Annotated in this window: 25 protein-coding genes; 5 read left to right on the plus strand and 20 right to left on the minus strand. The window is 37.0% G+C overall.

Annotated features, from left to right (window positions below):
• Nucleotides 1-16: 16 nt before the first annotated feature.
• From MOK21_RS07270 to MOK21_RS07280, 3 genes are read right to left on the minus strand one after another with little or no spacing between them, the layout of a single operon-like run.
• Nucleotides 17-199, minus strand: a complete 183-nt coding sequence (locus tag MOK21_RS07270) for a class II lanthipeptide, LchA2/BrtA2 family (RefSeq protein WP_249073274.1) — start codon at nt 197-199, stop codon at nt 17-19.
• 56 nt (nt 200-255) lie between these two features.
• Nucleotides 256-444 (minus strand): class II lanthipeptide, LchA2/BrtA2 family, encoded by a 189-nt coding sequence (locus MOK21_RS07275; protein ID WP_249073275.1) that lies wholly within the window; start codon nt 442-444, stop codon nt 256-258.
• Between the two features lie 56 nt (nt 445-500).
• Nucleotides 501-689 carry a class II lanthipeptide, LchA2/BrtA2 family gene (locus MOK21_RS07280; protein WP_249073276.1) on the minus strand — a complete coding sequence of 63 codons (189 nt, stop codon included), beginning with the start codon at nt 687-689 and terminating at the stop codon, nt 501-503.
• Nucleotides 690-1,059: 370 nt separating this feature from the next.
• On the opposite strand from MOK21_RS07280, the gene MOK21_RS07285 reads away from it, so the two are divergent.
• The gene (locus MOK21_RS07285) at nt 1,060-2,490 is read left to right on the plus strand and encodes a S8 family peptidase (protein WP_249073277.1); all 1,431 of its coding nucleotides are present in this window, start codon (nt 1,060-1,062) and stop codon (nt 2,488-2,490) included.
• Between the two features lie 307 nt (nt 2,491-2,797).
• Here MOK21_RS07285 and MOK21_RS07290 read toward each other — a convergent pair whose 3' ends face one another.
• The 5 genes from MOK21_RS07290 to typA form a co-directional block, all read right to left on the minus strand.
• Nucleotides 2,798-3,598: an ABC transporter permease gene (locus tag MOK21_RS07290; protein ID WP_249073278.1), complete on the minus strand. Its 801-nt coding sequence runs from the start codon at nt 3,596-3,598 to the stop codon at nt 2,798-2,800.
• Entirely contained in the window at nt 3,591-4,358 is a 768-nt protein-coding gene (locus MOK21_RS07295; RefSeq protein WP_249073279.1) for an ABC transporter ATP-binding protein, read from the minus strand. The genes MOK21_RS07290 and MOK21_RS07295 overlap by 8 nt, the downstream gene beginning before the upstream one ends.
• A 1-nt stretch (nt 4,359) precedes the next feature.
• The gene (locus tag MOK21_RS07300) at nt 4,360-5,352 is read right to left on the minus strand and encodes an ABC transporter substrate-binding protein (protein ID WP_249073280.1); all 993 of its coding nucleotides are present in this window, start codon (nt 5,350-5,352) and stop codon (nt 4,360-4,362) included.
• Between the two features lie 614 nt (nt 5,353-5,966).
• Nucleotides 5,967-6,332, minus strand: a complete 366-nt coding sequence (locus MOK21_RS07305; RefSeq protein WP_374110120.1) for a YlaH-like family protein — start codon at nt 6,330-6,332, stop codon at nt 5,967-5,969.
• A gap of 32 nt (nt 6,333-6,364) precedes the next feature.
• Nucleotides 6,365-8,209, minus strand: coding sequence for a translational GTPase TypA (gene typA, locus MOK21_RS07310; RefSeq protein ID WP_249073281.1), 1,845 nt, complete (start codon nt 8,207-8,209; stop codon nt 6,365-6,367).
• A 138-nt stretch (nt 8,210-8,347) separates the two neighbouring features.
• Here typA and MOK21_RS07315 point away from each other — a divergent pair, with 138 nt between their 5' ends.
• Nucleotides 8,348-8,533: a DUF5325 family protein gene (locus tag MOK21_RS07315; RefSeq protein WP_079559722.1), complete on the plus strand. Its 186-nt coding sequence runs from the start codon at nt 8,348-8,350 to the stop codon at nt 8,531-8,533.
• A gap of 47 nt (nt 8,534-8,580) precedes the next feature.
• Here the strand turns inward: MOK21_RS07315 and MOK21_RS07320 are convergent, their stop codons facing one another.
• Nucleotides 8,581-9,375 carry an inositol monophosphatase family protein gene (locus MOK21_RS07320; protein WP_249073282.1) on the minus strand — a complete coding sequence of 265 codons (795 nt, stop codon included), beginning with the start codon at nt 9,373-9,375 and terminating at the stop codon, nt 8,581-8,583.
• A 179-nt stretch (nt 9,376-9,554) separates the two neighbouring features.
• Entirely contained in the window at nt 9,555-9,752 is a 198-nt protein-coding gene (locus MOK21_RS07325; protein ID WP_053483442.1) for a hypothetical protein, read from the minus strand.
• A gap of 123 nt (nt 9,753-9,875) precedes the next feature.
• On the opposite strand from MOK21_RS07325, the gene MOK21_RS07330 reads away from it, so the two are divergent.
• A complete protein-coding gene (locus tag MOK21_RS07330) occupies nt 9,876-10,502 on the plus strand; it encodes a YktB family protein (RefSeq protein ID WP_249073283.1) in 627 nt (208 codons plus the stop codon).
• Nucleotides 10,503-10,937: 435 nt separating this feature from the next.
• Here the strand turns inward: MOK21_RS07330 and MOK21_RS07335 are convergent, their stop codons facing one another.
• The gene (locus tag MOK21_RS07335; RefSeq protein WP_249073284.1) at nt 10,938-11,225 is read right to left on the minus strand and encodes a UPF0223 family protein; all 288 of its coding nucleotides are present in this window, start codon (nt 11,223-11,225) and stop codon (nt 10,938-10,940) included.
• A gap of 21 nt (nt 11,226-11,246) precedes the next feature.
• On the minus strand, nt 11,247-12,206 hold the full coding sequence (locus MOK21_RS07340; RefSeq protein WP_249073285.1) for an NAD(P)H-dependent flavin oxidoreductase: 960 nt from the start codon (nt 12,204-12,206) through the stop codon (nt 11,247-11,249).
• A gap of 151 nt (nt 12,207-12,357) precedes the next feature.
• On the opposite strand from MOK21_RS07340, the gene MOK21_RS07345 reads away from it, so the two are divergent.
• Nucleotides 12,358-13,827 carry an aminotransferase class I/II-fold pyridoxal phosphate-dependent enzyme gene (locus MOK21_RS07345; protein WP_249073286.1) on the plus strand — a complete coding sequence of 490 codons (1,470 nt, stop codon included), beginning with the start codon at nt 12,358-12,360 and terminating at the stop codon, nt 13,825-13,827.
• Nucleotides 13,828-13,867: 40 nt separating this feature from the next.
• On the opposite strand, the gene MOK21_RS07350 is transcribed toward MOK21_RS07345, so the two are convergent.
• Nucleotides 13,868-14,197 (minus strand): helix-turn-helix transcriptional regulator, encoded by a 330-nt coding sequence (locus MOK21_RS07350; protein ID WP_249073287.1) that lies wholly within the window; start codon nt 14,195-14,197, stop codon nt 13,868-13,870.
• Between the two features lie 224 nt (nt 14,198-14,421).
• Here MOK21_RS07350 and MOK21_RS07355 point away from each other — a divergent pair, with 224 nt between their 5' ends.
• On the plus strand, nt 14,422-15,018 hold the full coding sequence (locus MOK21_RS07355; protein ID WP_249073288.1) for a class I SAM-dependent methyltransferase: 597 nt from the start codon (nt 14,422-14,424) through the stop codon (nt 15,016-15,018).
• Nucleotides 15,019-15,051: 33 nt separating this feature from the next.
• On the opposite strand, the gene MOK21_RS07360 is transcribed toward MOK21_RS07355, so the two are convergent.
• From MOK21_RS07360 to pdhA, 7 genes are all read right to left on the minus strand, one after another.
• Nucleotides 15,052-15,729 (minus strand): LrgB family protein, encoded by a 678-nt coding sequence (locus MOK21_RS07360; RefSeq protein ID WP_249073289.1) that lies wholly within the window; start codon nt 15,727-15,729, stop codon nt 15,052-15,054.
• A complete protein-coding gene (locus MOK21_RS07365; RefSeq protein ID WP_249073290.1) occupies nt 15,722-16,165 on the minus strand; it encodes a CidA/LrgA family protein in 444 nt (147 codons plus the stop codon). The genes MOK21_RS07360 and MOK21_RS07365 overlap by 8 nt, the downstream gene beginning before the upstream one ends.
• Nucleotides 16,166-16,411: 246 nt before the next feature.
• A complete protein-coding gene (locus MOK21_RS07370; RefSeq protein ID WP_249073291.1) occupies nt 16,412-17,194 on the minus strand; it encodes an SDR family NAD(P)-dependent oxidoreductase in 783 nt (260 codons plus the stop codon).
• Nucleotides 17,195-17,649: 455 nt separating this feature from the next.
• Nucleotides 17,650-19,065: a dihydrolipoyl dehydrogenase gene (gene lpdA / locus MOK21_RS07375; protein WP_249073292.1), complete on the minus strand. Its 1,416-nt coding sequence runs from the start codon at nt 19,063-19,065 to the stop codon at nt 17,650-17,652.
• 5 nt (nt 19,066-19,070) lie between these two features.
• Nucleotides 19,071-20,411, minus strand: a complete 1,341-nt coding sequence (locus MOK21_RS07380) for a dihydrolipoamide acetyltransferase family protein (RefSeq protein ID WP_249073293.1) — start codon at nt 20,409-20,411, stop codon at nt 19,071-19,073.
• A gap of 236 nt (nt 20,412-20,647) precedes the next feature.
• A complete protein-coding gene (locus MOK21_RS07385) occupies nt 20,648-21,625 on the minus strand; it encodes an alpha-ketoacid dehydrogenase subunit beta (RefSeq protein ID WP_079559704.1) in 978 nt (325 codons plus the stop codon).
• 3 nt (nt 21,626-21,628) lie between these two features.
• Complete coding sequence (gene pdhA / locus MOK21_RS07390) at nt 21,629-22,744, minus strand: pyruvate dehydrogenase (acetyl-transferring) E1 component subunit alpha (protein ID WP_249073294.1); 1,116 nt, start codon at nt 22,742-22,744, stop codon at nt 21,629-21,631.
• Between the last annotated feature and the right edge of the window lie 50 nt (nt 22,745-22,794).

Here is a 22,794-nt window from a genome sequence, read left to right on the forward strand (position 1 = left end):
CCCCCTTTAAATTAAATTAACATCTTGTTGAGCATGCTGTAGACGGACATGAATTCATCGAGTCAGAGATCGTATAGATTGTCACTTGGACTACACATCCCCATGAACTACGAGGATTCACTTCCCCAGCACCCGATAATGATTTCAATTCCTCTTCATTTATCTCACCAATTGCATCAAACTTTAAATTATACTCCATCTTTAATCATCTCCTTTTTTAATTACTGAATTATTTTTAAGAAATGATTCTACGTTTTATTTACCACATCTTGTTGAGCATGCTGTAGACGGACATGAATTCATCGAGTCAGAGATCGTATAGATTGTCACTTGGACTACACATCCCCATGAACTACGAGGATTCACTTCCCCAGCACCCGATAATGATTTCAATTCCTCTTCATTTATCTCACCAATTGCATCAAACTTTAAATTAGACTCCATCTTTTATTCATCTCCTTTTTTAATTATTGAATAATTTTTAAGAAATGTTCTCCGTTTTATTTACCACATCTTGTTGAGCATGCTGTAGACGGACATGAATTCATCGAGTCAGTGATAGTCCAGATTGTCACGTCTATTACACATCCCCATGAACTACGAGGATTTACTTCTCCTGCACCCGATAATGATTTTAATTCCGCTTCGTCTATCTCGCCAATTGCATCAAATTTTAAATTACATTCCATTTTCCATTCATCTCCTTAATTTATTTCTAGTACTTAAGAAAAAACATTTAGACTATAAATTTACAACCTATAGTTTTATCATCTTGATGCACCTTCTTAAATCAATTGAGTCAGAGATAATCTAAAGTGTTATAGTCTTTCCCATAACCTACTTACTTCACTTACTGTACATCTGTTTACTCATTTAAGTTCTAGAGTCAAAATTACCTTTTATTACCTCCCCTACCATTTATTTACCAATATCATAACTTATGAAATTCGATAAGTAAATACTTTTTTACAACGCATTCCATATATTACCTTACTTAAACTAATTTTACAAATATTAGTTTAAATGTTATATTATCAACAAAAAGGGAGGTATATAATTATGAGAAAACTGGCTAGTATTTTATTTCTGTTTTTTGGGATTATTATTATTGGAAATGAGAACGGATTAGCAAAGGAATACGAAAAGCAATATTCTGTATTTTTAAGAAGCCCTAGCTATTCTAATGATTTCCTTGAACAAATAGAAAAGTCTTCAATACAATTAGCGTATTCTGTTGAAGAAATAGGAATGTATCAGTTAATAGGAGAGCCTAGCAAGTTAGAAGGTTTTTTAAAAGATTATCAGTACATAGATTCTTACAATGAGTCCATGGAACAAAAAACAAAGCAAACGCGAATTCAAGACGTTAATATAAAACCCGTCAATTCTATAAACTCTGACAATTCTAACAAACCGCCATTATGGCACTTACAATGGGATATGATTTTATCCACATCAAATGGTAAGAGCTACGAAATCGCTCAGGGAAGCAAAAAAACAATAATAGGAATTATTGACTCGGGGATAAACACTGAACATCCTGATTTAAAAAACAATATTGTTGAAGGATCAATTAATCTTGTACCTAAAGGCGGTATTAATGAAACAGACACCGAAGAAACAGGTGAAAGTGACCGTTTAATAGATTTAACTGGTCACGGTACCTTTGTAGCAGGACAAATAGCTGCAAATGGAATGATGAAAGGGGTTGCCCCCCAAATAGGAATTAGATCATATCGTGTTTTTGGAAAGGGATCTAGCGAATCCATTTGGATTATTAAGGGGATTATTGAAGCAGCCAAAGATGATGTGGATGTTATTAACCTTAGTTTAGGTGAATACCTTGTACAAGGACAAATAACAAATGAAAAGGGTGAAAAGATAAATCATTTAGCTGAAATAAAAGCTTACAAAGAGGCAATTAATTTTGCTAAAAAACAAGGAAGTATCGTAGTCGCAGCTGTAGGTAATGATTCTCTAAATTTAAATGATTCTTATACACTTAATAAGTTTTGGAAAGAAGTTTTATCAAAAGATAATAGTGAAATTAATGGTTCTCTATTAGATATACCTGCTGGACTCCCTAATGTAGTCTCTGTTTCCTCTGTTGGCCCAACAAATCAACTATCAAATTTTTCTAACTATGGAAAAAACTTCGTTGATATTGCATCTTATGGGGGAGATACAAGATTATTAGAAACTTATGGTCAGAATCGTTGGATAGAAGAAGGCTGGTTTCAAGAAGAAAGCATCTTAAGCACGTCCTCAAACGGTGGTTATTCATATTCTATAGGTACTTCTAACGCCGCTCCAAAAGTAGCAGGAGCTCTTGGCCTAATTATTGATCAAAACAATTTTAAAAATCAACCCAATAAAGCAATTAATAAGCTATATAATCAAGGAACCTCTAGAATTGGACCTAAAGAACATGTTGGAAATGGGATATTAAATATCTATAAATTATTTAGTAATTATGAAACAGCCCATTAAGATGAACATGTAAAATATTTAATTCCTAAAGACGTTAGACTCAAATTTAGAGACTTTTTCAAAGGTTTTGCTCATTAGGCGAAGCATAATCCACGTTTCAAAATATTAAAAAACAAATTTTGTAAATCTAATTATTATCGTACTTTTGAATAGTTTCTTTCAACATATCTCTAAAACAGAACATCTTGAAGATAATATGCAGTTTTTGTAGTATTCATCATATAAACACCCCGTAAATGTAAGTTTAATCACTAGCATTTACGGGGTGTTCTAGTATACTATTTTATTTTTACGATAGCATTTTTTATCATTGTGAACCATTATTTTTTACAATCGCCTTTTCAATTAACTCGACAACTTGATACATAATCGTCGCAAAAAAGGCGATGATGAGTAGTGACATAAGCACAAGATTAAAATTAAACACCTGGAAGCCATAAATAATTAAATAACCAAGCCCTTTTGAAGCGACTAAAAATTCCCCAACTATGACACCTACCCAGGAAAGTCCTACATTTACTTTCAAAGTAGAAATAATCGTTGGAAATGAAGCTGGTAAAATAACTTCTCTAAATATTTGCCATCTTGTTGCCCCAAAAGTTTGTAATACCTTGCTGTAGTTTGGATCTACTCCTTTAAAAGCTGTATAAACTACGATGGTTGTAATAATGATTGAAATCAATGCCCCCATCGCTATGATTGAAAAATAACCTGGACCAAGCGCGACTATTAAAATTGGTCCTAAAGCAACTTTCGGCATGGCGTTTAAAATAACTAAATATGGATCTAGTACCTTCGATATCATTGGCGACCACCACAAGACAATCGCTATTAATGTACCGATTAATGTACCGGCAATAAAGCCAATAATCGTTTCTATTAAAGTAACACCAACGTGCAATGTTAACGTACCGTCACTCACTTTTTCTACGAATGTATGCCATACTTGCGTTGGTGAACTAAAAATTAAACGGTCAATCCATCCAAATCTTGAAAGAAGCTCCCACCCACCGAAAAATACTAGTAAGATAATAAGCTGATATACTCGAACAAAACGCTTTTCTTTTTTTAGCATCTGCTGATATTGTTTAAATAATGTATTATCCAAGACTCTCCAGCTCCTTCCAAATAGTTTGGAATACCTCTGAATATGCTGGATGCTGTCGAACATCAAAAGGTGAAAGCTTTTGTAACTCTGAAGGTATGTCAAATACTCTATGCAATTTACCTGGATTTGCAGAAAATAGAAATACTCGTTCACTCATCGAAATGGCTTCACCAATATCATGTGTCACTAGAACTGCCGTTTTTTGATAGGCCTTTAACGTTTCAACAACCAAGTCCTCTAATTTTAATTTCGACTGATAATCAAGTGCCGAAAATGGTTCATCTAGCAATAAAATTTTAGGTTCTACTGCTAATGTTCTTGCAAGTGCTACCCGTTGACGCATGCCACCAGATAACTCTCTCGGATAATTGTTCCCTACATGCGGTAAACCAATTTCTTGCAAAAGTGCATTTGCCGTTACTTTATGAGCCTTATTGCTTCGCTCCATGATTTTCAAACCAATTGTGACATTTTCTTCGATCGTTTTCCAAGGAAATAAATAATCTTGCTGAAGCATATAGCCAATTAGAGATTGATTGTGTGTTGAAATTTCCTCACCATCAATGTATACCTTGCCTTCTGTAGAGGCAAATAATCCTGCAATAATTGATAATAGCGTCGTTTTCCCACATCCACTCGGTCCTATAAAAGAAACAAACTCACCTTTACGAATATCTAAACTAATATCACGTAAAACCTCTTTTGCCTGCGTATTCGAAAAATAGCTATGATGAATATTTTCTAGTTTTAAAAATTCCATATTACTCAGCTGCCTTTTTAGCAAAGGTTGTATTCACAAGCTTTCCATAATCCACCCGTTGAGGAAGTTCACCAGCTTCCCCCATGATCGTTTGCAAGTTATCCCATTCTCCCTCATCCAAAATTGGATCTGTAGCATAAGATCCCTGTGATTTATAACGCTCAACCACTGTTTCAATTAATTCAACATCTACATTCTCAAAGTATGGTTGAATAATTTTCGCTATTTCGGCTGGACTTGCTTTTTGTACAAAATCCTGCGCTCGTTTCAATGCATTTGTAAAGCCTTGAACTGCCTTCGCATTGTCCTTTAAATAGCTACTTTTCGCCATAAATGATGTATAAGGTAATTTCCCTGATTCCGTACCAAATGAAGCGACAATATGGCCCTTACCTTCTTTCTCAAACATGCTCGCAGTTGGTTCAAATAGCTGTACATAGTCACCTGTTCCAGAAGCAAAGGCAGTAGCAATATTAGCAAAATCAATGTTTTGAATGAGTTTTAAATCATTCTTAGGATCAATGCCATGCTTTTTCAGTACGAACTCACCCGCCATTTGTGGCATTCCACCTTTACGTTGCCCTAAAAATGTAGAACCCTTTAGCTGATCCCACGAAAAATTATCCATCTTTTCGCGCGCAACTAAAAACGTGCCATCTGTTTGTGTTAACTGCGCAAAATTTTGAATCGGGTCATTGGAGCCTTGGAGCGTTACATATATAGAAGTTTCTGACCCGACTAAGGCGATATCAATGCCATCAGACAACAACGCCGTCATTGTCTTATCGCCACCCGCAATTGTTTGTAGCTCAACAGAAAGACCTTCATCCTTGAAGTATCCTTTTTCAAGTGCTACATACTGCGGCGCATAGAAAATCGAGCGCGTCACTTCTCCAACTTTAACTTTTTCAAGCTCCGTTTTATTACATGCTGTCAAAGAAAGGAGTAACAAAGCGACAACACTAAATAGCAAACCTTTTTTAAGCCAACGCATTTCATTTCCTCCTTGATTGATGAAATAAGCCTATCGACATTAACTTATTCACTTATGTCATTTAAGGTGCGAAGAATTATGTTAAAGTACTTCTAAAATAAATAATTAAACGTCCCTTTCGGAAACCTTAGGATCCGAAAGGGACGTCTGGTGCACAGTAAAATCAAATTCAATTTCACATATAATTCAGTTGAACAATATAGTATTATATGTATTTCAGGAATTTAATGGATAATATTCACAAAAGGACAATATATAAAAAATACCCCCCAAAAAAGGAGATAGAAATATATGCGTCCAATACAAAGCGAGAAAACCCCGTTATGTTGAAAAAACATTTACGGGGTTTGTAGATTTTTTTATTTGAATTAATATAGCCTTTAAAGTCAAATTAAAACGTATTTTTATCGTCTCTGTCTTTTGGATGATGCCCTGATTACTTTTCTACAATCTATAAAATAGAGAAATTTTTTAATGAATGATTAAACACTTAAAGTTATTTTTTATTTATGATTTTCAATCGAAAAAGCTGTAATAATTTTGATTATTATAAGAATAAACCAGTCAGATGATATTTTTGTTATCACCTGACTGGTTTAGTTATAAATTACCTTTTATGCATTTTTATTTTCTCTAGATAACCGCACTTTATAAATACCTAAAAATAATGCTGCAACAATTAAGCCCTCTATCATCGGTAATGAAAGAGCAAAGAATGTCAAAACAATACATCCTATGAACAAACAAATGTAGATAACAATATTTTGCCTAAAGTTTAATTTTCGTGCAAAGCCTAGTTTATAAACAATTGCGCACAAAATGAATACGGAGAAGAAAACAATATACCCTGCTACAGTATAATTTGGTGAGTATTCATAAATAAGACGGCTAATACCGGTGAAATCCTCTAATACTTCAGCCTCAGTTCCTTCTCTCATTTCAGATGCTTGAATGGAGTTTAATAACAACCAATTCAACATCAATATCCTCTTCCTTTCGTGGAAGCAAAAAATTATTTGTCAGCGTTTTTTAATTTTTTCGCTGCTTTCTCACGTTCGTTTTTGTCTAGAATTTGTTTACGAAGGCGAATAGATTCTGGCGTGATTTCTAGGTACTCATCATCAGTTAAAAATTCTAATGCTTCTTCTAGTGTTAATAAACGCGGCTTTTTAATTACATTTGTCGCATCTTTAGTCGCAGAACGAACATTCGTTTTTTGCTTCATTTTTGTAATGTTTACAGTGATATCATTATCACGTGTATTTTCACCAACAATCATACCTTCATAAATTTCAGTACCTGGTTCTACAAATAGTGTACCACGGTCCTCTACTTGCATCATACCATAAGTTGTCGATTTACCAGTTTCCATTGACACAAGTACACCTTGGTGACGACCACCGATACGACCTGGAATATATGGTTGGTAGCAATCGAAAGTATGGTTGATGATACCGAAACCTTTTGTCATTGACATGAATTCAGTTGTATAACCAATTAAACCACGTGCAGGTACTAAGAATGTTAAACGAACTTGGCCATTTCCATTGTTAACCATATCTAACATTTCACCTTTACGAGTACCAATTGATTCGATAATTGATCCAACATTTTCTTCTGGAACATCAATTTGTACACGTTCAAATGGCTCACATTTTACGCCATCAACTTCACGGATGATTACTTGTGGTTTTGATACTTGTAGCTCAAAGCCTTCACGACGCATATTTTCAATAAGGATAGATAGGTGAAGCTCACCGCGTCCAGAAACAGTCCAAGCATCCGGAGAATCTGTATCTTCAACACGTAAAGAAACGTCTGTTTGAAGTTGAGAACGTAAGCGTTCCTCTACTTTACGTGCTGTTACAAATTTACCTTCACGACCTGCGAATGGTGAATTGTTTACTAAGAACGTCATTTGTAAAGTTGGTTCATCAATGCGTAATGGTGTTAAAGCTTCTTGGTGTTCAACAGGACACACAGTTTCACCAACGTTGATATCTTCCATACCTGAAACGGCAATTAAATCACCAGCTTTTGCTGATTGAATTTCTTCACGTTTTAAGCCAAAGAAGCCAAAGATTTTTGTAACACGGAATTGTTTTACTGATCCATCTAATTTCATAAGTGCTACTTGTTGACCTACTTCGATTGTACCGCGGAATACACGACCGATACCGATACGACCAACGTAATCATTATAGTCAAGTAATGCTACTTGGAATTGTAATGGGTCAGCTGAATTATCAACAGGTGCTGGAATAGATTCGATTACTTTTTCAAATAGACATTGCATGTTTTCTTCTTGTTTCGATGGATCTGCATCAAGTGAAGCAGTACCATTTACCCCAGAAGCATAAACAACAGGGAAGTCTAATTGATCGTCATCTGCACCAAGCTCGATGAATAATTCTAATACTTCATCTACTACTTCTAATGGACGAGCTGAGTCTTTATCTACTTTATTAACAACCACAATTGGTGTTAATTTTTGTTCTAACGCTTTTTTCAATACAAAACGTGTTTGCGGCATACAACCTTCATACGCATCGACAACTAGTAAAACGCCATCTACCATTTTTAAAATACGTTCTACCTCACCACCAAAGTCGGCGTGTCCAGGCGTATCAAGGATGTTGATACGAGTTCCGTTATAATTTACTGCAGTATTTTTCGCTAAAATTGTAATACCACGTTCACGTTCAATATCATTAGAGTCCATTGCACGTTCTTCAACATGTTCGTTTGAACGGAATGTACCCGATTGTTTTAATAATTGGTCGACTAAAGTAGTTTTACCATGGTCAACGTGTGCGATAATTGCGATATTGCGAAGATCTTGACGTAAGTTTGTCATTATTCCACTCCATATTCTTTTTTCGAATGTTTAACTGTGATATTATAGCACAAGAAGGATAGAAATGTCCTTATTAGAATTTTCCTCATTCTAAAAAATATATTCGCATTATAAATTTTTAATATAGGAGGCTCAGCTATGAATCGTGCAAAATTCGTAATGGCCATTTACGCATTAGCTGCTGTTTTAGCAATGTGTTCTATCGGGTATTCAGTGGCAATTAGCAGTGTATTAGGTATAATAGCAGGCATTGTGGCTACTTGTGTCATTTTCATGACAGCCTTTAAAATGAAACGTAAGCTTCGTGAGCAAGGCTTACTTTAATAAGATGACTTAAGAAGGAGCCTGTCTAAAAATAGACGGCTCCTTTATTATTCATAAGGCACAATATATTTTTCTAACAACTCTTTGTGTATAGAAGGATTGGCAATAATAAATGTATCCTGATGCAAGAAATCAAAGCCCTCTCCATGTAAATTAGTGGCGATCGCTCCAACTTCCTTAGCTATAATCGTACCACCAGCAATATCCCATGGCGATAATCGCATCGATACATAAGCATCTAATTTACCACTGACAACAAACGCTATTTCCATTGCTGCTGAACCATAAGACCTTGTACCACGTACTGTCCTAACCAATTCAATAACCTTTTCATGGTGAATATGTCGATTTGGTGCTACCCAATGAGCATTGATACCAATGACCGATTCCTCCATTTTAACTGACTGTAATTTACGTAATGGTGAGTCATTGTACCATGCCCCTTCGCCTGCAATAGCATAAAATAAATCTTCACGCATTACATCAAATATGTAACCTAGCTTGCCTACCCCATTCACAAAAATACCGACAGAAATCATAAAATGGCGGTGTTGTTTCACAAAATTCATCGTGCCATCGATTGGATCAATAATCCATACAACACCTTCTAATGATTCTACTTTCTCTCCCATACCCTCTTCCCCTAAAATTTTGTGGGTTGGATCAAAACCTCTGATTTTTTCGATAAAAAATAATTCTGTTTCGCGGTCAATATTTGTGACAAGATCATTTGCACCTGATTTTGTCTCGATCACTAGATTATACGAAAAGGCCTCTCGAATACGGCTACCCGCTTCATATATAATGCTTTTTGCAAATTGATCCATTTGTTGTAAATCCATAAAAACCCACCCTTCGATTATAAGAAAAGGCCCTATGCTTTTAGCCTACTTAAAAAACATCAATAAGTAACACATAATTCCATTATGATATATTGTCTATTTTACCCTTTATAGCAATAAAAATCACCTGCTGTCGGAATATTCAGCAAGTGATTTTTCAAATCGGTATAAAATTTTTATTACGCATAGGCGTGCAAGCTTTCAAGTTCTAGCTGAATTTCAGCGAGGCGTTTTTTACTTTTTTCAATTTCAAGCTCATTTTTTTCATTCATTGCCGAGAATAACGAAGCCAATTCATAATCTAATTCTAATTGTAAAATGTGTTCATATTGCTTCTCAATGTCAACTTTACGTATAATTTTTACGATGGGTTTCATAAAAATCACTTCCTTTTTTTATTTTTTCACAAAACTTATTAGATTTGGTAAAGTTCTTGTTATAAGATTTTTTCCCATTTTTCTAATAAAATAAACCTTATAAATCGAAAGGAGTTAATAAAAATGACAAAAATAAAATGGACTAACAAAGACTTCAATGTTTTTCAAATAGATGGTTTAGAACAGAGAATGGATGCATTAAATTTATGTGTACGGCCAAAATTCCAATTGCTTGGTGAGGATTTTTCTTCCTTCTTTTCAAGTCATCTTGGAGAAGAATTTTATCCTCATGTTGCGAAGCATGCGCGCAGAACAGTAAATCCCCCAAATGATAGCTGGGTTGCCTTCGCACCGTACAAAAGAGGTTATAAATCATTACCTCACTTTCAGATTGGTCTTTGGAGCACACATTTATTCATTGTCTTAGCTATTATTTATGAAGCCCCACAAAAAAATGTGATGGCAGAACGTTTAATTGCCAACAAAGCCATACTACAGCAACTTCCTGATGATTTTATTGTCTCTGGAGATCACATGTCTCCAGCAGCAATCTCCTTGCAAGATGCAAAGGAAGACAAGCTAGATGAATTACTGATTCGTTTACGTGATGTTAAAAAAGGTGAGTTTTTAGTAGGTCGTCATATTCCAAAAGAACAAGCTGTCAAGCTGTCAGCTAACCAACTTCATCAATTAACGGAAGAAACCTTTAGCCGTTTACTCCCTATTTACAACATCATTGTTGGAAAATAAGTTTGGCATTGTGGCATAATAACTAAAACAATTTTTATATGATAAAACCTTATATTTATATATTGTGGAAAATTTACGTTATTATCCCTAGCAAATGAAATTTTTTTGAGAAATATTTTCGTAAAAGAGAGTTTGAGTAAATTATTATTTTTTCGCTGATTTTCAAAAAAATTGAAAATGTTTTATTTTGTATATGTAGTATATGAAATTTGCTTATTTTTAACACCGAGATAGTGTAAAGCAATCAAATAAAAAAATGTGGACATGAGGAATACTCACGTCCACATTTTAAAAGTAGTGAACCAACAACTGACAGCATATTTTTAAAGTGAAATTGAAAAAATTCCGTATCAAAAAAGCGCAAGTAATCAACGTTGCTAAAGTTGATTTCTCACGCTTTTTAAGATTTTGATCAATTTTGTCCCAGGTCGATTTTTATCGACGTTGCTTTGGTGCTACTTTAATAATTGTGCCATCAGCTGCTTCTTTTGTTTGTTTCACAACAGGGTAACTGACATAGCCACTAGCTTCTTCAAATTCACGGAAAATTGTTTTTTCCTCGGCCTGTGAAGGAACAATTTCTTTAAAACGGCGATATTTCGTCATCATTACTTCACGCTTAATGCCTTTTTCATAAGCTTGTTCAATTCCTTCAAAAAATTGGACAACATCAACAATTTCCTCAGTTGACCAATCTGTTGAAAACGGATAAGAGTATTCCATTTGGACATAACCACCTTTATGTTACTGACCCCATTTTACCCGGATACTTTCCGCTTCTGCAAGCATTCGAGTGATAAGCTCTTCAACTGTTGGAATATCATGAATCATCCCTGTCACTTGTCCAGCCCAGCCAAGTCCCTCATCCTTCTCGCCCTCATAAATAAAACGTTTATTCGCTTTCCCACTAATATAATCTTTCAACGCCTCATACGTTGGTGTAGCGCGCTCAATTTCTAAAATCTTTTCTGTAAATTCACTGCGCAACGCTCTTGCTGGTGCACCTATAGAACGTTTTATTACTGTCGTATCTGCCTCGGTGCTTGCGATTAAGGCTTCTTTATAAGCCTCAGAGGCATCAACACATTCCTTGGTCGCTATAAAACGCGTACCCATTTCAATTCCCTCTGCCCCTAGTGCATGAGCTGCCATCCAGCCACGTCCATCACCAATCCCACCAGAGGCGATAACAGGTATTTTCACACTATCTACAACCTGAGGTACAAGCACCATTGTCCCTATATCGTCGCGTCCAAGATGACCTCCGCCCTCTTGCCCAACAACCATAACAGCATCTGCGCCAAGTTCTTCCGCCTTTTGTGCTTGTCTACGTGCTGCAACAAGTACTAATTTTTTAATATCCGTTCCTTCCAAAATATCAAAGATGGGTGCAGGATTACCGCCAGTCATTGTCACAACCGGTACCTTTTCTTCCACCGCAACACGCACCATATCCTCATAACCAGTACCATACATGCCAATGGCAAAATTTACGCCAAACGGTTTATCCGTTAATGTTCGTACTTTATGAATCTCTGCACGCAATAAGTCAGGATCTCGTAAACTCATTGCTGTTATTTGTCCTAAGCCCCCAGCATTCGACACCGCTGCTGCTAAATCCGCATATGCTAAATAGGCTAATCCCCCTTGTATAATTGGGTATTTAATATTTAAAAGCTCCGTCACACGTGAATTCCAATTCATAGTATCTCCCCTTTCCTACGATACTAATTTCTCGATATTATAAAAAAATCCTTTAATTTTTATTTTTTTCTGTAAAGTCTATTTTTTCATGCAATTAGGTGCTATAATTCATTTGTTTTCTTAAATATTATAATGTGAGGTGGTACCTGCGTTGTCACAATTAGAGACTCCATTGTTCGACGTATTACTTAAACATCGGAACAGACATCCAATTCAGTTCCATATTCCAGGCCATAAAAAAGGGCAAGGTATGGATCCTGCATTCCGAGAATTCGTCGGCGACAACGTTTTATCAATTGATTTAATTAATATTGCTCCACTAGACGATTTGCATTCACCAAAAGGCGCTATTAAAGAAGCGCAAGCACTTGCTGCCGAAGCCTTTGGTGCTGATCATACATTCTTTTCCGTTCAAGGTACTAGTGGCGCCATTATGACGATGATTCTAACCGTCGTCGGTCCAGGTGATAAGATTCTAGTACCACGGAATGTTCATAAATCCATTATGTCGGCGATTGTTTTTGCTGGTGCAATCCCGATTTTTATTCATCCTGAGGTAGACAGTGAATATGGTATTTCGCACGGAATATCGCCTGAAGCTGTCGAAAAAGCATTAAATGCTTATCCAGATACAAAGGCAGTACTTGTTATTAATCCAACGTACTTCGGCTTCACGGCAGATTTAAAGCGTATTGTCGAAATAGTCCATAGCCGCAACATCCCGGTAATTGTCGATGAAGCACATGGTGTACACATTAAATTTCATGATGACCTCCCATACTCCGCAATGGAAGCTGGGGCTGATATGGCTGCAACAAGCGTACATAAGCTTGGTGGTTCAATGACTCAAACATCTATTTTAAATGTTCGTGAAGGGCTTGTGTCTGCTAAGCGCGTACAGGCTGTCCTGTCGATGCTAACAACAACATCGACATCTTATCCATTACTCGCTTCCCTTGACACAGCTCGACGTCAGCTAGCAATCCATGGGTATGATTTAATTGGCGATGCTCTTCGCTTGGCAAAGGATGCACGGAAACGCATTAACCAAATTCCACATTTAAAATGTGCCGGTAAAGAAAAATTACATTCATCGGCAACTTATGATATGGACCCTTTAAAGCTACTAATAAGTATTAAAGATTTAGGTATCACTGGTCATCAAGCCGAGGAATGGCTTCGACACAATGCCAATGTCGAAGTAGAATTATCGGACCTATATAATATTTTGTGTTTAGTGACACTCGGGGATTCGAAAAAGGAAATTAATCTCCTAATCAACGCCCTTAGTCGTATGTCAAAAGCATTCGATTCAGAAGCTGCCATAACCGAAGCAATCGTCAATGTGCCAGAAATCCCTGCACTTGCCATGTCACCACGTGATGCATTTTATGCAGATACTGAAGTTGTTCCTCTTGCAGAAGCGGATAATTGTATTTGTGCAGAATTTGTTATGGTATATCCCCCAGGTATTCCGATTTTTATTCCCGGGGAAATAATTACTCAAGAAAATATTCGTTATATTCAAATGAATATTGAAGCTGGTTTACCTGTACAAGGACCAGAAGATACAACTTTGAAAACGATTCGCGTCATAAAAGAACGTAAACCAATTATTTAATAGCAAAGCTACCTCAGATAGAGGTAGCTTTTTTCGATTACTAATGGTAATAGAACCAAGAAGAGATCATACCTAACATAGGGAAAACGAGCCACCAATATCTCCACAAAAAATCTCCAACAGTTTTATGATCCGATTTATTTGAATCAGAAGCTACAGGTGTATGATATTTTTCTTCACCTGTAATAAGTTGGTCTAAAGAAATTTTATATAAATCACTTAACCTTCTTAAATTATCGATATCAGGATAGCCCTTTCCTTGCTCCCATTTTGAAACGGATTGTCTTGAAATATTTAAAAAGCCTGCGACATCATCCTGTGTATACTTATGTTGTTCTCTTAATTCCTTTAAACGGTTTTCCAAATTCATTTGAACTTCACCTCCAACTTATAATATTTTGATCAAATAATAATGGATACCTACACTTTATTCTAGAAGTTGTTATTTGCTAATTCGCAACGCATAGTTGCTTTCATGAACTAAGCAAAAAATTAGATTCTGAAGCTTACTTTACTTACAATATAATCAATTATGTTTCGGCATAATTGCGTCTGAAATTAGCTTTGTGCTTAGCAAATTAAAGAGGTGATGGAATGAACACATGGGATCAACGATTTAGAACAACTGAATATGTTTATGGTGAGCAGCCAAATGCATTTATTGAAGACTATATACACTATTTAAAGGGTTATCCAAATGTGGCTGCATACGCAGAAGGTGAAGGTCGAAATGCAGTATTTTTAGCTTTACAAGGTCATACAGTAACTGCCTTTGATTATGCCGAAAGTGGGCTTGAAAAAACGAGTCAGCTTGCAGAAAAACATAATGTTACAGTTCATACAAAGCTTACTGATCTACTCCAAGATGAACTACCAGTAGAGATGTTTGATGCTGCTATTATGGTGTTTGGACATTTTCCAACTGAACAGCAACATGAAGTGTTTACGCGGATTGTAGATTCTGTAAAGTCTGGCGGTCGTATTATGATGGAACTTTATTCAACTTATCAACTATCCTACGCCACAGGTGGCCCAAGACAGCTTGATTTTTTATATGATCCATTGGATGTTCTAAATTGGTGTCAGCCTTTTAAAATTATCCATTTTTTCACAGGTGAACAAGTACGACATGAAGGTATACTCCATACAGGCCTCGCTCATACCATTCAAATTATTATCGAAAAAAGATAAAAAACTATATACAAATTTCTGTATATAGTTTTTTTACAAAAATAAATAAACAAATAATGGACATAGAAATGCACCAATAATTGCAGTTAAACCCATAGATAACGAGCCTACTGATAATTCTTGTTCTCCATATTCTCTTAATTTCACAAGTCCAACACCATGTGAGGCACTGCCTACTGCGACACCCCTACTAACGGCAGAGTCAATTTTGCCGTATTTAATAACTAATGGTCCAATAATGGCACCTACAAATCCTGCTAGCATTACGAGTACAGCCGTTAATGGTGGAATGCCTCCAATTGTCTCACTCACCTGCATACCTACAGGTGTTGTTAATGATTTAGGCAAGGCCGTCAGCAACCAGCTTTTATTAACTCCAATCCATTTCAGCATAACAAATATTGTTATTAAGCCCGTAATCATAGCGATAAAAATACCTGACAGAATAGCATACTTATACTTCATAATGATCTCACGCTGATTATATAGCGGGTACGCTAGTGCTACAACTGCTGGACCTAGCATTTTTTGAAGCCATTGTCCTCCCTCCAAATAAGTAGAGTATGGGATATTAAAGACTAATAATATGACCGCACTGACGATTGTTGTCGTCACTAGTGGAATCATTAGGGGATGTGGGAAACGTTGATAAAGTTTTGTAAATAGCACGAACAAGACAATGGTGCCAACGACAACAATAATTTCAGTCAACTGTTAGTTCCCCCTCTCCGTCTTCTACAATGGCTTCTTTCTCTTTTTTAGCTAATTCTTTTTTCTCAATCATTTGACTAAATAATCCTGTAACGTAAATGCAGATGAGCGTACTAGCAATAACGGCTAGAATAATCAAGAGACCCGTTGTTGACAAAAGTTCAGGATAGTCAATCACGCCTACTGTTGCGGGAATGAAAAACAAGGTTAATACGCCAATTAAGAAACCTGCTCCATCTTGAATGTATTCTACTTTAATTATTTTAAAATTGAGTGAAAGTGCTAATAAAAGTAATCCAATTACACTTCCTGGAAGAGGTACATGTAGTAAAGCCACAATACCGACACCCATGTAATAAAAAATATTTAGTATCCCAATCTGAACAATAATACGAACAACTCTCTTTAACATCGAAGCAAAATTTTCGTTCAACATTTCGCCACATTACACCCCCCATTACGTTTATTCTACATCTGAAGGAATTTTCTGTCTATTATAATTTTAGAAAAATAATAGAAAAAAGACTACAATAGAAACAATATTTAAGCAAATCATGTATTTGCAGCGTCAATGATTACTCATTCCAATTCTTATGAAAACGCGTGAGAAAAATGTCTTTTTAATGAAGAAGAAGAGCAAAAAAGAGTGGAGAGAACCAATTCTCTTCACTCTTTTATGTATCTATAAAGCGTGTCCTGAACCGCCATCAATATTTACCGAAGTACCCGACACATAGCTAGCTGCCTCAGATACTAAAAAAGTAATGACATTTGCCGCTTCTTGAGTATCCCCTACCCGACCAAGTGGAATTGCTTGACCAACTTTGCGAGAATAATTTTCCCACGAAAGTTCTGGCTCTTCTTCTCTCCACTTCTTCTCTATTTGATCACTACGAATAAGGCCGATACAAACAGAATTCACACGAATATTATCTTGTCCTAAGTCTTTGCTCATAGCTTTCGTTAACGCAAGCCCTGCAGCACGACTTACAGTAGTAGGGAGTGAATTTGCTGGTGGTGTTTTAGCCATTACTGCAGTCACATTAACGATTGCACCACCACCAACTTTACGCAAATGAGGTACAGCATACTTTGAACAATTGACAGCACCAAACACTTTTAAATCTAAATCAGCTTGCCATAGCTCACTACTAACCGATTCAAATGGATTAGCTGAAGCTGTACCTGCATTATTAATAAGAATATCAAGGCGACCAAAATGCTCTACTGCTCGTTCAATTAAGTACTTACAGTCCTTTTCCTTTGTTATATCAGCCGGTACAATTAAAACGTCCTCGCCCGTTTCGTTTTTAATACAACCCGCAGCCACTTGAAGCTGTTTTTCACCACGAGCACAAAGTACAACCTTCGCCCCCTCTTTCACAAGCTGCATCGCTGTATAATAACCAATACCTTTACTTGAACCTGTAATAACTGCTACTTTCCCCTTCAAGCCTAGCTCCATTTTTATCACCCCAGTTTTTTTCTTTCACTTCTCTTGTTTCATAAACAGCGTTATCATTCTCGGATTTGACACTAAATCTATCCAAAATTTAATAGATCCTAATCGGATTGTATTTTTCGAATATTCATTCGATATAAATACTTTATCAAAATTACAACTATTATACAAAAAACTATTATGTCAATGAAATTAAATAAAGTATGGCTCTTCAGCAATGTGAGCGGTTGATTTCCGTTCCGACTAGGCGCTTGTTGATTTACAATCGATTTATCTAAAGCACCATAACATTCACGAAAATTTCTTTGACCATTTAGTTTTTAAACATTCTAAAGGAGGTGTCTCAAATAATGATATTATTCCGATAAAAAATGAAATTGTTCCGATAAGTCTTCAAAGTATTTATACAAAAAAACGGCTACAAAGCAGATGCTTTATAGCCGTTTTCATGAACTTTATTATTTTTTCGCTACAATATGGATTGGGTTGCCAAGTAATACTTCAGCAGCTTCCATTGTAATTTCACCTAATGTTGGGTGAGCATGGATTGTTAATGCAACATCTTCAGCAGTCATACCGCCTTCAATTGCTAAGCCCATTTCAGCGATCATATCAGATGCACCAGCACCTACGATTTGAGCACCGATTAATAAGCCATCTTCTTTACGCGCAACAAGCTTCACGAAACCTTCTGTTTGGTTTAATGCAAGTGCACGACCATTTGCTGCGAATGGGAATTTCGCTGCAGTGTATTCGATGCCTTCAGCTTTCGCTTCATCTTCGTTATAACCAACTGTTGCCATTTCTGGATCTGTGAAGCATACAGCAGGAATAGCTAAATAATCAACGATTGATTTTTCACCAGCGATTGCTTCAGCAGCAACTTTACCTTCGTAAGATGCTTTATGAGCAAGTTGAGGACCAGCGACAATATCACCAATTGCATAGATGTTTGGAATATTTGTACGACATTGTTTGTCAACATTGATCAGACCACGTTCACCGAATTCAATACCGATTTCAGCAAGGCCCATTTCATCTGTATTTGGACGACGACCTACAGTTACTAATACGTAGTCAGCTTCAACTTTTTTCTCTTCTCCGCCAACTTCATATGTTACCACTACGCCGTTTTCTGTTTCTTCAACGCCTTTTGCAGATGCGTTTACTTCCATTTCAACGCCTTTCTTTTTAAGGCCTTTTTTCACGATTTGTGTCATTTGTTTTTCGAAGCCAGCTAAGATATCTTTTCCGCCTTCGATAATTGTTACTTGTGAGCCAAGATTAGCATAAGCCGAGCCTAACTCTGTACCAATATAGCCTCCACCGATAACTACTAATTTACCTGGTACTTCTTGTAAAGAAAGTGCGCCAGTAGAATTTAGTACGCGCTCAGAGAATTTAAATGTTGGAATTTCAACTGGGCGAGAACCTGTTGCGATAATTACATTGTTAAATGTGTAAGTTTGAGCAGATTCACCATTGATGATACGCACTGAGTGAGCGTCAACGAAATAAGCTTCACCTTGTACAATTTCAACTTTATTACCTTTAAGTAAGCCTTCAACACCGCCAGTTAATTTTTTAACAACGCTGTCTTTAAATGCTTGTGCTTTTGAGAAGTCTAATTTCACGTCAGAAGCGATGATACCCATGTCATCTGAATGTTTAGCATGCTCAAAACGGTGACCTACTGAAATTAATGCTTTTGATGGGATACAGCCTACGTTTAAGCACACACCACCAAGTACATTTTTTTCAACGATTGTTACTTTTTGGCCAGTTTGAGCTGCACGGATTGCGGCTACATATCCTCCAGGACCTGAACCAATGACAAGAGTATCTGTTTCGATTGGAAAATCTCCTACTACCATTTTTGTTACGCCTCCATTAATAATAATTCTGGTTCACTTAGCAAACGCTTTAAGTGATTTAAAGCATTTTGCGCAGTGGCTCCATCGATCATACGATGATCAAAGCTCAATGATAATGCTAACACAGGTGCGGCTACAATTTCACCATTTTTTATTACAGGTTTTTCTGAAATTCGACCAATACCTAAAATTGCTACTTCAGGATGATTAATTACCGGAGTAAACCATTGTCCTCCTGCAGAGCCGATATTCGTAATCGACATCGAAGCACCCTTCATTTCATGTGGTGCAAGCTTGCCTTCACGTGCTTTAGTCGCTAATTCATTAATCTCGTTTGATACTGCAAATACAGATTTACGATCTGCGTGTTTAATCACTGGTACTAACAAGCCTTTTTCTGTATCTGCTGCAATACCAATATTATAATAATGCTTCTGAATAATCTCTTGTGTTGCATCATCTAATGAGCGGTTAAATTCTGGGAATTCGCGCAAAGTTGAAATAAGGGCTTTAACTACGTATGGTAAGTACGTTAATTTGACACCTTTTTCAGCAGCGATATCTTTGAATTTTTTGCGATGTGCTACTAAAGCTGTTACATCGACTTCATCCATTAGTGTAACATGTGGAGCCGTTTGTTTCGAGTGAACCATCGCTTTTGCAATCGCTTTTCGAATGCCCGACATTTTCTCACGTGTTTCTGGGAAATCACCTTCAAGGACTACTGGTGCTGCTTGTACAGTTGTTTCTTGCTGAACAGCTTCTTCATTAGCTACTGGTGCTACTTCGGCTTCTACAGCACCTCCGCCATTTAGGAAATTCTCAATATCTTGTTTTAAAATACGACCATTTTTGCCTGTACCTTGAACTTCACGAATATTAACATCATGCTCTCGTGCAAATTTACGTACTGAAGGCATTGCAATGACACGCTTATTCTCATCAGCTACAGCTAAAGCTTCAGTCTTTACAGGAGGTGCCGCTGGAGCCTGCTCTTCTTTAACAGGTGCCTTTTCTACTTTTTGACCATCCTCAGCTGTTGCTTGGACTTGAGCCTCTGTTTTCGCTTCAGCATGGTCATCACCTTTTAGCTTTAGGTCTTCATAGCCAGGTGCATCAAAGCGGATTAAGACATCACCAACAACAGCTACTGTGCCTTCTCCTACTAAAACTTCCTCAACTTTCCCTTCAACCGGAGAAGGGATCTCTACCACTGCTTTGTCATTTTGTACTTCACAAAGAATATCATCTTCTTTTACTGTATCTCCAGCTTTAACGAACCATTTCACGATTTCGCCTTCGTGAATACCCTCGCCTATATCTGGTAATCTGAATTCAAATGCCATGTGTACCCATCCTTTCTATATTACAGTCGTTTAGAAGCTACATATAATCAATTATGCCTCGGCATAATTGCGTCCGGAATCGGCTTTGTGCTTGCACAAAGAACTCCTTTCCGATTCTGTGACATCCGCCGGAGGCTTTAACTTCTTTCAGCGGATGTTTGGACACCCGCTGAAAAGTGACTTCAAACCGCATTCATCACACCACCTATAGAAGTGGGAGACTCCGCTGAAAGAAGTTAGAATGTTAAAACTTTTTTCGCTGTTTCCATTACATCTTTATAGTTTGGTAACCAAACACCTTCAGCTTGTGGGAATGGGTACACAGTATCTGGTGCAGCCACACGAAGTACAGGTGCTTCTAAGCTTAAAATCGCGCGTTCTGTAATTTCAGCCACCACATTTGCAGCGATACCTGCTTGTTTTTGAGCCTCTTGTACAACGATTGCACGACCTGTTTTTTCAACTGACGCAATAATTGTTTCAATATCAATTGGTTGGATTGTACGTAAATCAATAACCTCTACAGAGTGACCTTCTTTTTCCAGCTCTTCTGCAGCCTTTAGGCTTTCGTGAACCATTAAACCATAGGCAATGATTGTTAGGTCTTTACCTTCACGTTTCACATCCGCTTTACCTAGTGGAATTTCATATGCTTCCTCTGGTACCTCTTCACGGAATGAACGATATAATTTTAAATGTTCTAAGAAAATGACTGGGTTATCATTTCGAATAGATGAAATCAGTAAGCCTTTAGCATCGTATGGTGTAGATGGTACAACAACCGTTAACCCTGGTTGTGCTGTCATCAAACTCTCTAAGCTGTCTGAGTGCATTTCTGGTGTATGTACACCACCACCAAATGGAGAACGGATTGTTACTGGTGCATTATAGACACCACCGCTACGATAGCTCATACGTGCTAATTGACCACTAATAGAATCCATTACTTCATAAACAAAGCCGAAGAACTGAATTTCAGGAACTGGACGGAAACCTTGAAGAGAAAGACCAACTGCCAAGCCACCAATACCTGATTCTGCTAATGGTGTATCGAATACGCGGTCAACACCAAATTCTTTTTGTAGGCCTTCAGTTGCGCGGAATACCCCACCGTTGACACCTACATCTTCCCCGAATACAAGAACGTTTTCATCATTCTTTAATTCTGTGCGAAGTGCATCTGTAATTGCTTGAATCATTGTCATTTGTGCCATAGGTTATTTCGACTCCTTCTCTTTATAGATTTCATACTGTTCTTTTAAATTAGATGGCATTTCGCCTTTATACATGTTTTCCATTAACTCTGTTACTTTTTGTTTTGGAGCAGCATCGGCTTTCTTGATTGCCTCTTTAATTTCTTCTTTTGCACGTTCAATAACAGCCTCTTCTTTTTGCTCATCCCATAAACCTTTCGCCCCTAGATATTTACGGAAGCGTACAAGAGGGTCTTTTTGTGCCCATTCACTATCTGTATCCGATGTGCGGTAACGCGTTGGGTCATCCCCTGCCATTGTATGAGGACCATAGCGATAGCACATTGTTTCAATTAATGTTGGACCTTCGCCGTTAACTGCGCGCTCACGTGCATCACGTGTTGCTACGTAAACTGCTAGCGCATCCATTCCATCAACTAAAATACTTGGTAAGCCTGCTGCTACACCTTTTTGAGCAATTGTTTTCGCAGCTGTTTGTAATTCACGAGGTGTTGAAATTGCATATTGGTTATTTTGTACAATGAAGATTGCTGGTGATTTAAACGCACCTGCAAAGTTAATGCCTTCATAGAAATCCCCTTGCGATGAGCCACCATCACCTGTATAAGTTACAGCCACAGCCTTTTTACCACGTTTTTGAATACCAAGAGCTACACCTGCTGCTTGAATATATTGTGCACCGATAATGATTTGAGGTGCTAATACGTTTACGCCTTCAGGAACTTGGTTCCCCATAAAATGACCACGTGAGAATAAAAACGCTTTATCTAAAGGTAAACCATGCCATACGATTTGTGGTACATCACGGTAACCAGGTAAAATCCAGTCTTCTTTTTCTAATGCAAAGTGTGAAGCAAGTTGCGATGCTTCTTGCCCAGCCGTTGGCGCATAGAAGCCTAATCGACCTTGACGGTTAAGAGAAATAGAGCGTTGGTCTAAAATACGTGTATAAACCATACGCGTCATTAACTCAACTAGCTCCTCATCAGATAGTTTTGGGTCTGCATTGTCATTTATAATTTCGCCTTCTTCATTCAAAATTTGAAACATTTCAAACTTATCTTCGATTTCAGTCAGCGTTTGTTTAGCATCAAAAATATTATTGTTTTTCTTGCTCATTTGTCACATCTCCCTTTCAGCTGTATTAAAATAAATCACTGTTTCAACTA

It is taken from the genome of Lysinibacillus sp. BPa_S21 (genome assembly GCF_023337795.1).
Lineage (GTDB): Bacteria > Bacillota > Bacilli > Bacillales_A > Planococcaceae > Lysinibacillus.

What these genes read in the sequence shown, in the direction of transcription:
- MOK21_RS07270 (WP_249073274.1), bottom strand. Translation starts at nt 199, where the DNA reads ATGGAGTATAATTTAAAGTTTGATGCAATTGGTGAGATAAATGAAGAG.
- MOK21_RS07275 (WP_249073275.1), bottom strand. Translation starts at nt 444, where the DNA reads ATGGAGTCTAATTTAAAGTTTGATGCAATTGGTGAGATAAATGAAGAG.
- MOK21_RS07280 (WP_249073276.1), bottom strand. Translation starts at nt 689, where the DNA reads ATGGAATGTAATTTAAAATTTGATGCAATTGGCGAGATAGACGAAGCG.
- MOK21_RS07285 (WP_249073277.1), top strand. Translation starts at nt 1,060, where the DNA reads ATGAGAAAACTGGCTAGTATTTTATTTCTGTTTTTTGGGATTATTATT.
- MOK21_RS07295 (WP_249073279.1), bottom strand. Translation starts at nt 4,358, where the DNA reads ATGGAATTTTTAAAACTAGAAAATATTCATCATAGCTATTTTTCGAAT.
- MOK21_RS07300 (WP_249073280.1), bottom strand. Translation starts at nt 5,352, where the DNA reads ATGCGTTGGCTTAAAAAAGGTTTGCTATTTAGTGTTGTCGCTTTGTTA.
- MOK21_RS07305 (WP_374110120.1), bottom strand. Translation starts at nt 6,332, where the DNA reads ATGTTGAATTGGTTGTTATTAAACTCCATTCAAGCATCTGAAATGAGA.
- typA (WP_249073281.1), bottom strand. Translation starts at nt 8,209, where the DNA reads ATGACAAACTTACGTCAAGATCTTCGCAATATCGCAATTATCGCACAC.
- MOK21_RS07315 (WP_079559722.1), top strand. Translation starts at nt 8,348, where the DNA reads ATGAATCGTGCAAAATTCGTAATGGCCATTTACGCATTAGCTGCTGTT.
- MOK21_RS07320 (WP_249073282.1), bottom strand. Translation starts at nt 9,375, where the DNA reads ATGGATTTACAACAAATGGATCAATTTGCAAAAAGCATTATATATGAA.
- MOK21_RS07325 (WP_053483442.1), bottom strand. Translation starts at nt 9,752, where the DNA reads ATGAAACCCATCGTAAAAATTATACGTAAAGTTGACATTGAGAAGCAA.
- MOK21_RS07330 (WP_249073283.1), top strand. Translation starts at nt 9,876, where the DNA reads ATGACAAAAATAAAATGGACTAACAAAGACTTCAATGTTTTTCAAATA.
- MOK21_RS07335 (WP_249073284.1), bottom strand. Translation starts at nt 11,225, where the DNA reads ATGGAATACTCTTATCCGTTTTCAACAGATTGGTCAACTGAGGAAATT.
- MOK21_RS07340 (WP_249073285.1), bottom strand. Translation starts at nt 12,206, where the DNA reads ATGAATTGGAATTCACGTGTGACGGAGCTTTTAAATATTAAATACCCA.
- MOK21_RS07350 (WP_249073287.1), bottom strand. Translation starts at nt 14,197, where the DNA reads ATGAATTTGGAAAACCGTTTAAAGGAATTAAGAGAACAACATAAGTAT.
- MOK21_RS07355 (WP_249073288.1), top strand. Translation starts at nt 14,422, where the DNA reads ATGAACACATGGGATCAACGATTTAGAACAACTGAATATGTTTATGGT.
- MOK21_RS07365 (WP_249073290.1), bottom strand. Translation starts at nt 16,165, where the DNA reads ATGTTGAACGAAAATTTTGCTTCGATGTTAAAGAGAGTTGTTCGTATT.
- MOK21_RS07370 (WP_249073291.1), bottom strand. Translation starts at nt 17,194, where the DNA reads ATGGAGCTAGGCTTGAAGGGGAAAGTAGCAGTTATTACAGGTTCAAGT.
- lpdA (WP_249073292.1), bottom strand. Translation starts at nt 19,065, where the DNA reads ATGGTAGTAGGAGATTTTCCAATCGAAACAGATACTCTTGTCATTGGT.
- MOK21_RS07380 (WP_249073293.1), bottom strand. Translation starts at nt 20,411, where the DNA reads ATGGCATTTGAATTCAGATTACCAGATATAGGCGAGGGTATTCACGAA.
- MOK21_RS07385 (WP_079559704.1), bottom strand. Translation starts at nt 21,625, where the DNA reads ATGGCACAAATGACAATGATTCAAGCAATTACAGATGCACTTCGCACA.
- pdhA (WP_249073294.1), bottom strand. Translation starts at nt 22,744, where the DNA reads ATGAGCAAGAAAAACAATAATATTTTTGATGCTAAACAAACGCTGACT.